Raw genomic sequence first — 12824 nt, forward strand, 5'->3', positions numbered from 1 at the left:
ACCCCCGCCCCCACACTCCCGCAGACAAAAACAAAAGCGGACCCGCACCCAGCAAGGGTGCAGGCCCACTTTCACACAACTGCTAAGGCAACCTCAGCCCGCGAGGATCGCTCGGGCAAGCTTCGCCGTCTCAGTCGGCGTCTTGCCGACCTTGACGCCCGCAGCCTCAAGCGCTTCCTTCTTGGCCTGCGCCGTACCGGAGGACCCGGAGACGATGGCACCGGCGTGGCCCATGGTCTTGCCCTCGGGCGCGGTGAAACCGGCGACGTAGCCGACGACCGGCTTCGTCACGTTGGCCTTGATGTAGTCCGCCGCACGCTCTTCCGCGTCGCCGCCGATCTCGCCGATCATGACGATCAGGTCGGTGTCGGGGTCGGCCTCGAACGCCTCGAGGGCGTCGATGTGCGTCGTACCGATGACCGGGTCGCCACCGATGCCGACGGCCGAGGAGAAGCCGATGTCACGGAGCTCGTACATCATCTGGTACGTCAGCGTGCCGGACTTCGAGACCAGGCCGATGCGGCCCGGCTTCGTGATGTCGCCCGGGATGATGCCGGCGTTCGACTGACCCGGGGTGATGAGACCGGGGCAGTTCGGGCCGATGATGCGGGTCTTGTTGCCCTTCGACTTCGCGTACGCCCAGAAGGCGGCGGAGTCGTGGACGGCGATGCCCTCGGTGATGACGACGGCGAGGGGGATCTCGGCGTCGATCGCCTCGACGACGGCGGCCTTGGAGAAGGCCGGCGGCACGAAGAGGACGGACACGTTGGCGCCCGTGGCCTCCATGGCCTCCTTGACCGTGCCGAAGACCGGCACCTCGGTGCCGTCGAAGTCGACCTTCGTGCCCGCCTTGCGCGGGTTCACGCCGCCGACGATGTTGGTGCCGTCACCCAGCATGAGCTTGGTGTGCTTCATGCCCGTGGCACCGGTCATGCCCTGGACGATGACCTTGCTGTCCTTGTTGAGGAAGATAGCCATGGTGGTGGAGTCCCTCGTCCTTACTTCGCAGCCGCGAGCTCGGCGGCCTTGTCGGCCGCACCGTCCATGGTGTCCACGCGCTGCACGAGCGGGTGGTTGGCGTCGCTCAGGATCTTGCGACCCAGCTCCGCGTTGTTGCCGTCGAGGCGCACGACCAGCGGCTTCTCGACCTTCTCGCCCTTCGAGGCGAGCAGCTCCAGGGCCTGCACGATGCCGTTGGCGACCTCGTCGCACGCGGTGATGCCACCGAAGACGTTGACGAACACGGACTTGACGTCCGAGTCGCCGAGGATGATCTCCAGGCCGTTGGCCATGACCTCGGCCGAAGCGCCGCCGCCGATGTCGAGGAAGTTGGCGGGCTTCACGCCGCCGTGGTTCTCACCGGCGTACGCGACGACGTCCAGGGTCGACATGACCAGACCGGCACCGTTACCGATGATGCCGACCTCGCCCTCGAGCTTGACGTAGTTGAGGTTCTTGGCCTTGGCAGCAGCCTCGAGCGGGTTGGCTGCGGCCTTGTCCTCGAGAGCCTCGTGGTCGGCCTGGCGGAAGTCGGCGTTCTCGTCGAGCGAGACCTTGCCGTCCAGGGCCAGGATGCGACCGTCCTTGGTCTTCACCAGCGGGTTGACCTCGACGAGGAGCGCGTCCTCGGCGACGAAGGTGTCCCACAGGGTCACCATGGCCTCGGCGACACCCTCGGCCACCTCGGCCGGGAACTTCGCCTGGGCCACGATCTCGCGGGCCTTCTCGATGTTCACGCCCTCGACGGCGTTGACCGGGACCTTCGCGAGGGCCTCGGGGGTCTTCTCCGCGACCTCCTCGATGTCCATGCCGCCCTGCACCGACGCCATGGCCAGGAAGGTGCGGTTGGTGCGGTCGAGGAGGTACGAGACGTAGTACTCCGCCTCGATCTCCGGAGACAGCTCGGCGATCATCACCTTGTGGACCGTGTGGCCCTTGATGTCCATGCCGAGGATGTCCGTCGCGCGAGCGACGGCCTCGTCCGGGTTCGCCGCCAGCTTCACGCCGCCGGCCTTGCCTCGGCCACCGACCTTCACCTGCGCCTTGACGACCGACTTGCCGCCCAGTCGCTCGGTGGCCTCGCGCGCCGCCTCAGGCGTGTCGATGACTTCACCGGCCAGCACCGGTACACCGTGCTTGGCGAAGAGGTCCCTCGCCTGGTACTCGAACAGGTCCACGCGCGTCCGTCCCTTATCCGTGATCTCGCTGCGATCTCGCTGCTTTGGTGTCAGCTGTCTGCATGGGCGTGCCGCGGAGGGCAACGTGACTGCGCTGTCACAAGGGAGGCGTAGGACGGAGTCCAATACGCGGCATGTCCGTCTCGCAGGTTATCGCCGCGGGCCGTAGGTCCCTAAATCACAGATCACATTTAGGCGGTGATGACGGTCACAGATCACGAGGTCACCGCGGCAAAACGCGTGGCCGCGGCGGTGGCGGTGCGGCCTCTGTGGCGTCGGACACCGTCTGTTTGCTCTGATTGCTCCCGCGACCCCGCGCCCCTTGTCACCGTGCCCCGGTCGTCGTGTCCGGTATGGGAAGCGGTCGCTTCTCGATCGCCGCGGCCATCACCTCCGGGAAGAGGTCCGGGGTACAGGCAAAGGCGGGCGCGTCCAGTGCGGCGAGCGCCGCGGCGTGCTCACGGTCGTACGCGGGCGTCCCCTCGTCGGAGAGCGCGAGCAGCGTCACGAACTGCACTCCGGACGCCTTCATCGCCGCGACCCGCCTCAGCATCTCGTCGCGTATGCCTCCTTCGTAGAGGTCGCTGATGAGGACGACGACCGTGTCGGCGGGGCGGCTGATCTGCGACTGGCAGTACGCGAGGGCGCGGTTGATGTCGGTGCCGCCGCCCAGCTGCGTGCCGAAGAGGACGTCGACCGGGTCGTCGAGCTGATCGGTGAGGTCGACGACGTTCGTATCGAAGACGACGAGCCGCGTGTCGAGCGCGCGCATGGAACCGAGCACGGCGCCGAACACGGAGGCGTAGACGACGGACGCAGCCATCGAACCGGACTGGTCGATGCAGAGGATGACTTCCTTCTTGACCGACCGGGAGGCCCGCCCGTACCCGATGAGGCGCTCGGGGACGATCGTCCGGTGTTCCGGCAGGTAGTTCTTTAGGTTGACCGCGATCGTGCGGTTCCAGTCGATGTCGTGGTGGCGCGGTCTGCTGACACGGGCGCTGCGGTCGAGGGCGCCGGTGAGGGTGGAGCGGGTCCGTGTGGCGAGCCGCTTCTCCAGGTCCTCGACGACCTTGCGCACGACGGCGCGCGCGGTCTCCCTGACCGTCTCCGGCATGGCCTTGTTGAGCGAGAGCAGCGTCCCCACCAGGTGTACGTCCGCCTCGACGGCCTCCAGCATCTCGGGCTCCAGGAGCAGCGCGGAGAGCCCAAGGCGGTCGATCGCGTCGCGCTGCATGACCTGGACGACGGACGACGGGAAGTACGTCCGGATGTCGCCGAGCCAGCGCGCCACGGACGGCGCCGACGCCCCGAGCCCCGCGGAGCGGTCGCGCCCCCGGCTGTCCTTGTCGCGCCCTCCTCCGTAGAGCGCGGTCAGCGCCCCGTCCATCGCGGCGTCCCGCCCGGCGAGCGCGCAGCCCGTCCCGTCGGCGCTGTCGCCGCCCAGCACGAGCCGCCACCGCCGCAGCCGTTCCTCGGCCGAACCGCTCATCCCGCTACCCCCACAAGCCCGTTGTCACCGTTCCCGTCACCGTTCCCGTCACCGGTTCCGTCATCGGTTCCGTCGCCGTTTCCGTCATCGGTTCCGTCGCCGCCGGTCCCCATCCCGGCCTCCGCTATCCCGACCCCCGCTATCCCAGCCCCCGGTACTCCAGCCCCCATTGCCTTCTTCACCCCTGATTCAGGCGCCGTCGAGAGGCCGAGCAGCAGCCGCACCATCGGCACGACGGCGTCAGCGCGCGCGACGTCGATCTCCTCGGCGAAGCCGGGCACACCGGGCCCACCGGGCCCACCGGCCGCACCGCCACTCGCGACGGCCCCCGCCGCGGGCCCGCGCCGCACCAGCTCGCCCAACGTCCGCCGCACCCCCGGCTCGTACGCCGAGAAGGTGCGCCGCAGCAGCGGCAGTACGTCGGTGAAGGCGGCGTCCGACACCCCGCACAGCCACGCGTCGACCAGCCCGAGCAGCCGCTCGTCGTGCACCAGCAGCAGTCCGCCGCCGGTACCGCCCCCGACGAACCCCTCGATCCAGGCGGCCCCTTCGGAGGGCGCGCTTCCCCGGGAGAGCGCGAGACCCATGAGCCGGGCCACGTCCTCGTCCCCCAGTTCCCCGCCGTCCAGCAGCAGCCGCACGCACCGCCCCCGGACGACCCCGGCGATCCCCTCCCGCTGTGCGAGCACGCGCAGCACGGAGACCCACCGGGTCCGGACGCCCCGCGCGGCGGCGGTGCCGGAGTCGCCGGGTGACGGCGGCAGCGGCGACGGAGGCGGAGATGGAGGCGTCAACTCCCCCAACAGCCCCACCGCCTGGTGCACGGCGTCGACGTGCCCCCGCATCTCCAGAGCCGCCTCCGCGTCGAGCCCCGCGCAGGCGGGCGGCAGCCCCACGAAGATCCGCTCGGCGAGCCCGAGGGCCACTTCGCCGAGAGCCTCCGTCCCGGTCCCCCGGACGTCCCCGTACCGGAGGGACCGCACGAGTGCGGGCAGCGCCTGCGCGAGGTGCCCGACATCCGTGTCCAGCGCCGCCCGGTCCGCAAGGACCCGCATCACCACGCGCAACGCGTCCGGCAGCTCCGCCAGCAGACACCGCTCGGCGAGCGCGGTGACCGCGGCGAGGGTCCCTGCCTCGACCGCGTCGGCCGAGGCCTTGCCAGTGGCCGCTCCCAGGACCGTGGTCCCCCAGACCCCCGCCTCCGCGACCCGCACGGACAGCTCGGGATCCCACCGCAGCCGCCAGGTCTCGCGGAAGGTCCCCGTGCTTCCACGGGACACCGCAGGATCGCCCCATCCGATGCCGAGCAGCCGCAGCCGGTGCAGCAGCCTGCTGCGCGCGGCGTCGGTCTCCTTGCGGAGGTCGAGCTCCAGTTCGCGCTCCAGCGCCTCCGGTTTGAGGCGCAGCCTGCGCTGGAGCCGGGTGAGGTCCCGCTGCAGCGGAACCGCGGGCGCCGCCTCGGGCACCTCGCCCAGCACGTCCCCGACGACGAGCCTGTCGTGCACGAGGGCGAGCGGCACGTCGGAGCCCTCGCACATCACCGCCCGGACCGCGTCGGTCGTCTCGGTGAGCCCGGCCAGCGGCCGCCCCCGCATCGCGGCCAGCGTGTCGGCGAGCCGCACCGCTTCGATGACGTGCGCGGACGAGACGAGCCGGTCCTCCTCTCGCAGCAGCCCCGCGACCTTCGTCATCCAGCGTTCGAGGGGCCGGTCGGGGGCGGCGAACAGGTGGCCGTACCACCCGGGGGAGGCGATGCCGGCGCCGTACCCGCTGGCGCGGGAGAGCCGACGGTGGGTCCAGGGCACCCACGTCATCTCGGCCTTCACCTTGGGCAGCCCCTTGAGCAGCGCCCGGTCGGCGGCCACGGTGGTCTTCCGGCGCAGCGCCGGAACGTGCCAGGCCCCGCACACCACGGCGACCCGTCCAGGCCCGAACTCCCGGGCCGCGGCGCGTGTCTGGAGCCGCATGTACGCCTCGCGCACCAGGTCACGGCCGTGCCCGCCGTCCCCGTAGGCCTCACGCAGGGCTGCCATCGCCTCGCCCAGCGCCTCGAACGGCGCGAACGCGTCGCCTGCCGCCCCCCGGTGCTCGACGACGTCCTCCCACCAGCGCTCGGGGTCGTCGTATCCCGCGGTCCCCGCGAGGACGGCGACGGGGTCGATCCGCACGTCATTCCCGGTATCCGGGCTCCCGGTATCCGGGCTCCCGGTATCCGGATCCCCGGCGTCGGGCGGCTGCTCGCTGTCGTCCTCGGTGTGCAGGGCGAGCGAGTGTGCCGCCGGGAGGTCGATGAACCGCACCGGTACCCCCTGGCCGAGGGCCCACCGGATGGCGACCCACTCCGGCGAGAACTCCGCGAGCGGCCAGAACGCCGAGCGGCCCGGCTCGTCCACGACGTGCGCGAGCAGCGCGACGGGTGGCCGCATCCCCTCGTCGGCGGCGAGCCCCACCAGATCGTCCGCCTCCGGAGGGCCCTCGACGAGGACGACGTCGGGCCGTGCCTCGTCGAGCGCGGCCCGCACGGCACGCGCGGAACCCGGCCCGTGGTGCCGTACTCCGAGCAGCAGCGGTTCCTCGGCCCCCGTCATGCGCTCACCTCGCGGCACGCGCGGTAGAAGTCCTTCCAGCCGTCCCGCTCCCGGACGACCGCCTCCAGATACTCTTGCCAGATCACGCGGTCCGCCGCCGGGTCGCGCACGACCGCGCCGAGGATGCCGGCCGCCACGTCGCCGGGGCGCAGCACGCCGTCCCCGAAGTGGGCGGCCAGCGCGAGGCCGTTGGTGACGACGGAGATGGCCTCGGCCGTGGACAGGGTGCCGCTGGGCGACTTCAGTTTCGTACGGCCGTCCGCCGTGACGCCGTCGCGCAGTTCGCGGAAGACGGTGACCACACGGCGTATCTCGTCGATGCCTTCCGGGCCTGTGGGCAGGTCGAGGGAGCGGCCGATCTGGTCGACGCGGCGCGAGACGATGTCGACCTCGGCCTCGGCGCTCTCGGGCAGCGGCAGGACGACGGTGTTGAAACGGCGGCGCAGGGCGCTCGACAGGTCGTTGACACCGCGGTCGCGGTCGTTGGCGGTGGCGATGAGGTTGAAGCCGCCGACGGCCTGGACCTCCTGCCCCAACTCGGGGATCGGCAGCGTCTTTTCCGACAGGATCGTGATCAGCGTGTCCTGCACGTCGGCCGGGATGCGGGTCAGCTCCTCGACGCGTGCGGTCATGCCCTCGGCCATCGCCCGCATGACGGGGCTGGGCACGAGCGCGTCGCGGCTGGGGCCGTGCGCGAGCAGCTGGGCGTAGTCCCAGCCGTACCGGATGGCTTCCTCCGGCGTGCCCGCGGTGCCCTGCACGAGCAGCGTCGAGTCGCCGCTGACCGCGGCGGCGAGGTGCTCGGACACCCAGGTCTTGGCGGTGCCGGGCACGCCGAGGAGCAGCAGGGCGCGGTCGGTGGCGAGCGTGGTGACGGCGACCTCGACGATGCGGCGCGGCCCCACGTACTTCGGGGTGATCACCGTGCCGTCGGGCAGGGTGCCGCCGAGCAGATACGTCGCGACGGCCCACGGCGAGAGCTTCCACCGCTGCGGCCGCGTCCGGTCGTCCTGCGCGGCGAGCGCCGTCAGTTCGGCGGCGAAGGCGTCCTCGGCGTGCGGCCGGAGCACCTGCGGGATGTCGGCGGAACCGGGCGCGGGCACCGTCCGATTCGCGGTCGCGGACGCAGTCGGGTCGACGGAAACGGTCATGGAGCGATCCCCCTCCAGCTCGTCCGGACGCATCTGGCCCGGATGTGTCTCCACCGTGCACCACGCCACTGACAATCGCCCTCAGCACCCCCTTGACCTGCATGAACACCCGGCACCGAACCGATTGTCAGTGGCGGCGCCTACCTTCGAGACATGACTCAGCAGGGGGTGCGCTGGACGGCGGATCAGGTGCTCGCACTGGCTCCTGATGCCCCGTCACGCAAGGCGGGAAGCAAACTCGGTGTCGCGGGACCATGGTCGGAGGCGGGCAGTTCTGGCGAGGGGGCGGTGTGGGGACTGTGCAAGGGCAGTGGCAGCAAGCCGTATCGGACGGTCGTCGACATCGCGGACGCGGCGGGGCCCGCGTACAAGTGCAGTTGTCCGAGCCGCAAGTTCCCGTGCAAGCACGCGCTGGGGCTGCTGCTGGTCTGGGCGGGCGCGGACGGCACGGTTCCGGAGGCCGGCGAGCCGCCGGCGTGGGCCGAGGAGTGGCTGGGCGCGCGCCGCACGAGAGCGGACACGGAGCGGAGTCCGGCCACCGTGCCCGCCGCCCCGGCCGACCCGGAGGCCGCGCGCAGAAGGGCGGAGAAGCGGGCCGAGCGGATCACCGCGGGGGCGACGGAGCTGGAGCAGCGCCTGTCCGACCTGCTCCGTAGCGGCATCGCGACGGCCGAGCAGGCGGGGTACGGACTGTGGGAGGAGACGGCGGCCCGCATGGTCGACGCCCAGGCACCGGGACTTGCCGCACGGGTGCGGGAGTTGGGGGCGATACCTGCGTCCGGGCCCGGCTGGCCGGTGCGCCTCCTGGAGGAGTGCGCGCTGCTCTACCTCCTCGACCAGGGCTGGCTCCACCGCGACCGGCTGCCGGACGAACTGGCCGCGACGGTCCGCTCCCGCATGGGCCTGCCCGCCCAGCCGCAGGGCCCGCCGGTGCGGGACCGCTGGCTGGTCCTCGCGCAGTACGACACGGCGGACAGCAGACTCACCACCCGCCGCATCTGGCTGTACGGCACGGAGTCCCGCCGCTCCGCGCTCCTCCTCTCGTACGGGGCGGCAGGCCGCGCGCCCGCCCTCGCCCTGCCCGTGGGCCTCGTACTCGATGCCGAGGTGACCGCCTATCCGGGTGCGGGACAGCTCCGTGCGGACCTGGGCGAACAGTTCACGGCGCCGGTTCCCGGCACGCACCGCCCCCCGGGCGTACGGACGGACGAGGCCGCCGCCCGCTACGGCGAGGCGCTGCGCGGCGACCCCTGGCTGGAGTCGTGGCCGGTGATCCTCGCCGAGGTCGTACCGGCTCAGGGCGGAGGGTCCAGGCAAGGCGGAGGGTCCTGGCAAGGCGGAGGCTCCTGGCAAGGCGGAGGGTCCTGGCAACTGGCCGACGCCGACGGCGGCTCCGCGCTGCCCCTGGCGCCGTCCGCCCTGTCCAGGCCGGGCCTGTGGCGCCTGATCGCCGTCTCCGGAGGCGCGCCGCTGACCGTGTTCGGGGAGTGCGGCCACCAGGGCTTCACCCCGCTGGCGGCCTGGCCGCAGGACTCAGGAGAGACGGTGTCGCTGTGCTGACCGACGCACGCCAGGAGACGGACATGCCACATCAGGAGAAGGACCTGACACACCAGGAGACGGACCTGCCCGCCACACCCCCTGAGGCCCGCTTTTCGTGGGACGACCTGGTCACCACGGCGCTGCTCGGCACCGACCGGCGTACGCTCCCGCCCGCACTGCGGGCGCCCGGCAAGGAGGCGCCGACCGCCCTCCTGGACGCGGCCGCGGTGCAGACGGTGCGTCGCAGGGCAGGGCTGCGCCCGGCCCCGGCCGTCACCCTGCCCGAACCCGCGGCGGCCGATTCCCGGCCGCCGGTGCCGCCTGCTGCCAGGCATCGGCTGGCGACGCTCCTCACCGACCACCAGCCCGGAACCGGCAGCAGCGGCGGCCGCCGCGGCGCGGCACCCGACCTGATGGAGCTTCTGCCCCAGTGGCTGGCCCTGGCCAACTCCCGGGGCTATGGAGCACCGCCCGAGCTGCTGCCCGCCCTCCTGACCGCGGCGCGCGGCCGCACGGACCTGCGCCCCCAGGCCCTCGCCTTCGCCGGTCCGAGGGCCCTGTGGCTGGCCCGTCTGAACCCCGACTGGAAGTTCGCGCTCCGCGCCACCCCGGGCGGCGGCATGGCGCTCCCCTCCACCGACGACGCCCCCAAGGTCCGGCAGCTCTGGGAGGAAGGCCTCTTCGCCGAGCGCGTCGCCCTCCTCACGGCGCTGCGCGCTCAGAACGCCCGCACCGCCCGTGACCTGCTCACCTCCACCTGGCCGACGGAGCGGGCGGAGGACCGTCTGATGTTCCTGGACTCGTTGCGCACCGGCCTGACCGCCGAGGACGAGCCGTTCCTGGAGCAGGCCCTCGCCGACCGCAGCCGCAACGTCCGGTCCACGGCGGCGGAGCTGCTGTCCGCCCTCCCCGAATCGGCCCTCGCCGGCCGCATGTCGGCACGCGCGGCCTCCTGCGTGGCCGTCGACCACACCTCGCACACTCCGACCCTCACCGTCGAGGCCCCGCACGAGTGCGACGCGGGCATGGAACGGGACGGCGTCGCCCCGAAACCCCCCGCAGGGCGCGGCGAACGCTCCTGGTGGCTCGGCCAGTTGGTGGAGGCGGCCCCGCTCGCCACCTGGCAGCCCCGCCTCGGCAACCGATCCCCGGCCGACATCGTGGCACTCCCGGTGGCCGACGACTGGCGGAGCGAGCTGCACGCCGCGTGGTGCCGTGCGGCGGTACGGCAGCGTGACGCGGTCTGGTCCAGGGCGCTGCTCGGCACCCCGGCGTCGCCCGACGCGGCGGGCCCGGGAGCCGTCTCCCTCGCGGAGCGCGCCAAACTGCTCGCCTCGCTGACCGCCGCCGAACGGGCGGACTGGGTGGCCGGTTTCATCGCGGCACACGGCCTGTCCGAGGCGTTCCAGCTGCTCGGCGTCTGCGCGGTGCCGTGGGCGGAGCCGCTGGGCCGAGCTGTGGTGGACTCCCTGAACATCGCTCGGGACGCGGGTAGTTATCCCTGGAGCTTCAGCGGGGTGATGGGCCTGGCGGAACGCTGCCTGGACCCGGCGGAAGCGGTCCGCCTGGAGGCGCTCACCGCGATACCCGACGAGCCGGAGGACGCGTCACCCGGCGCTGGCAGCTACTGGTCCGAAGCGTTCCAGCGCCTGGTGACCACACTCCGCCTGCGCGCGGCGATCCGCGACGAGCTCCGTCCACCGCGGTGAGCACCTGCCGAATCCGTTGACGACATGTCAGGCGCGCAACCGCTCCATCGCCGACCGGCTCCCGTCGTCCGCCGGGCGGCAGATCATCAGCCGCTGGTCCGAGTCCTGAAGGGGCGTGAGCACTTCGAAGTGCACAGCGATGACACCGGCCTCGGGGTGCCGCAACACCTTGTGGCCGCGCCCGTTGACCCTGACGTCCCGCTCGGCCCACAGTCGCGCGAAATCCTCGTCGCGGGAGATGAAGTGAGTGATGAGTTCGCTCAGCGTCCGGTCCTCCGGATGCGCGGCCCACGCCGCACGTAGGTGCGCGACGCCCTCCCGTACGACCCGTTCGCGGTCCACGTAGAACTCGCGTATGTCCGGATGGATCAGGCACAGCCACATCGCGTTGCGCTGCTCCGGCGGCAGGGTGCCGAAGTCCAGGAGCAGCCGTGCCATGGCGTCGTTCCAGGCCAGGATGTCGTAGCGGTGGTTCATCAGCATGGCCGGGAGCGGCGCCAGGTCGGCGACAAGCCCGGCCAACGGGGGCGCCGCGGAGGTGGCGGGCTTGTCGGTGGCGCGGGGGCGCTGCTGGGTCAGACCGAAGAGGTAGGCGCGTTCGTCGGGGGCCAGCCGCAGCGCCCGGGCCAGCGCCTCCACCACGTCCGCCGAGGGCCGCAGCCCGCGGGCCTGTTCCAGCCGCACGATGTAGTCGACGCTGATCCCGGCCAGTTCGGCGACTTCTTCGCGGCGCAGTCCGGGAGTCCGCCGGGAGTGCCGCCGCGAGGGCAGGCCGAGTGCGTGCGGGTCCAGGCTTTCGCGCCGGGCCCGCAGAAACGCGGCCAGCTCCTGTGTCGCGTCCGGGGCGTGGGTCGCGTCCGGGGCGTGGGTCGCGTCCGGGGCGTGGGTCGCGTCCGGGGCGTGGGTCGCGTCCGGGGCGTGGGTCGCGTCCAAGGCGTGGATCGTCATGCCCGGCCCAACAGCCAGGGTAGGAGCGGTGTTCCCAGGAACGCTGTTCCCAGGAACGGCTCTCCCTTACCTCCGGTCCACGGGGGCCACAGTCTTGTTCTCGACGACGGATGACAAGCACAGGAGGACACGATGTCGCTCACCCTCGACACCTACCGGCTCCTTGGCCGCTCGGGCCTTCGGGTCTCACCGCTGGCCCTGGGCGCGGCGACCTTCGGCACCGAATGGGGCTGGGGCGCCGAACAGGAGGAGGCGCGCAAGCTCTTCGACCTCTACGTAGAACGCGGCGGCAACTTCATCGACACCGCCAGCACCTACACCGACGGCAGCTCCGAGCGCCTCCTTGGCACATTCGCCCGCGACCACCGCGAAAGCCTGGTGCTGGCGACGAAGTACTCGACGCTGCGCCGCCCCGGCGACCCGAACTCCGGGGGCCCCCACCGCAAGAGCCTGTTCGCGTCGGTGGAAGCCAGTCTGCGACAGCTGGGCACGGACTACATCGACCTGATCTACCTGCACGTATGGGACTTCACGACACCGGTCGACGAGGTCCTGCGGGGCATGGACGACCTGGTCCGGCAGGGCAAGGTCCTGTACGTGGCGATCTCCAACGCCCCGGCCTGGCAGGTGTCGCGCATGCAGGCGATCGCCGATCTGCGCGGCTGGTCACCGTTGGTCGCGCTGCAGATCGAGTACAACCTGATCGAGCGCGCAGGGGAACGCGACCTGATCCCCATGGCACGCGAGATGGGCCTAGGAGTGGTCCCGTACTCACCGCTGGCCGGCGGCGTACTCACCGGCAAGTACAGCCGCGACGACCTGACCGGGCCGGACGCCGCAACCGGCGGCAGCACCCGCAAGACCTTCAACTTCGCCCTCGGCACGCTCACCGAACGCAACCTCGCCGTCGCCGATGTGGTGAAGGAGGTCGCCGCTGAGCTCGGCCGCACGCCCGCCCAGATCGGCCTTGCCTGGACCCTGCTGAACCCAGGCGTGACGGCACCGGTCATCGGCGCCCGTACGCCCGCGCAACTGGAGGACAATCTGGGCGCCCTGGAAGTCGACTTCACCGCCGCCCAGCTGGCCCGCCTGGACGAGGTCAGCGCGATCGCGCTCGGCTATCCGCACGACCTGCTCGCCGGTGACCACCTCCGCAAGGCGACGGCGGGCGACCTGAAGATCCAAACCCGCCGCTGACCTCAAGGCACACTCCGCTC

Annotated in this window: 9 protein-coding genes; 3 read left to right on the forward strand and 6 right to left on the reverse strand. The window is 71.9% G+C overall.

Features of this window, described 5'->3' with window-relative positions:
- Positions 1-93: 93 nt before the first annotated feature.
- The 5 genes from sucD to ABZ953_RS04290 form a co-directional block, all read right to left on the reverse strand.
- A complete protein-coding gene (gene sucD / locus ABZ953_RS04270; RefSeq protein ID WP_030779547.1) occupies positions 94-978 on the reverse strand; it encodes a succinate--CoA ligase subunit alpha in 885 nt (294 codons plus the stop codon).
- A 20-nt stretch (positions 979-998) separates the two neighbouring features.
- Positions 999-2177, reverse strand: coding sequence for an ADP-forming succinate--CoA ligase subunit beta (gene sucC / locus ABZ953_RS04275; protein ID WP_361716435.1), 1179 nt, complete (start codon positions 2175-2177; stop codon positions 999-1001).
- Positions 2178-2502: 325 nt separating this feature from the next.
- The gene (locus ABZ953_RS04280; RefSeq protein ID WP_361716438.1) at positions 2503-3669 is read right to left on the reverse strand and encodes a VWA domain-containing protein; all 1167 of its coding nucleotides are present in this window, start codon (positions 3667-3669) and stop codon (positions 2503-2505) included.
- A complete protein-coding gene (locus ABZ953_RS04285) occupies positions 3666-6257 on the reverse strand; it encodes a DUF5682 family protein (protein WP_361716441.1) in 2592 nt (863 codons plus the stop codon). The genes ABZ953_RS04280 and ABZ953_RS04285 overlap by 4 nt, the downstream gene beginning before the upstream one ends.
- Positions 6254-7408 carry an AAA family ATPase gene (locus tag ABZ953_RS04290; RefSeq protein ID WP_361716444.1) on the reverse strand — a complete coding sequence of 385 codons (1155 nt, stop codon included), beginning with the start codon at positions 7406-7408 and terminating at the stop codon, positions 6254-6256. The genes ABZ953_RS04285 and ABZ953_RS04290 overlap by 4 nt, the downstream gene beginning before the upstream one ends.
- A gap of 153 nt (positions 7409-7561) precedes the next feature.
- On the opposite strand from ABZ953_RS04290, the gene ABZ953_RS04295 reads away from it, so the two are divergent.
- Positions 7562-8968 (forward strand): SWIM zinc finger family protein, encoded by a 1407-nt coding sequence (locus tag ABZ953_RS04295; RefSeq protein ID WP_361716447.1) that lies wholly within the window; start codon positions 7562-7564, stop codon positions 8966-8968.
- A 23-nt stretch (positions 8969-8991) separates the two neighbouring features.
- On the forward strand, positions 8992-10659 hold the full coding sequence (locus ABZ953_RS04300) for a DUF5691 domain-containing protein (RefSeq protein ID WP_361716450.1): 1668 nt from the start codon (positions 8992-8994) through the stop codon (positions 10657-10659).
- Between the two features lie 27 nt (positions 10660-10686).
- On the opposite strand, the gene ABZ953_RS04305 is transcribed toward ABZ953_RS04300, so the two are convergent.
- Positions 10687-11592, reverse strand: coding sequence for a helix-turn-helix transcriptional regulator (locus tag ABZ953_RS04305; RefSeq protein WP_361716453.1), 906 nt, complete (start codon positions 11590-11592; stop codon positions 10687-10689).
- Between the two features lie 147 nt (positions 11593-11739).
- Here ABZ953_RS04305 and ABZ953_RS04310 point away from each other — a divergent pair, with 147 nt between their 5' ends.
- Positions 11740-12804: an aldo/keto reductase gene (locus ABZ953_RS04310; protein ID WP_361716456.1), complete on the forward strand. Its 1065-nt coding sequence runs from the start codon at positions 11740-11742 to the stop codon at positions 12802-12804.
- The last annotated feature ends 20 nt before the right edge of the window (positions 12805-12824 follow it).

Origin of the sequence: Streptomyces sp. NPDC046465, assembly GCF_040646035.1 — a bacterium.
Classification (GTDB): Bacteria; Actinomycetota; Actinomycetes; order Streptomycetales; family Streptomycetaceae; genus Streptomyces.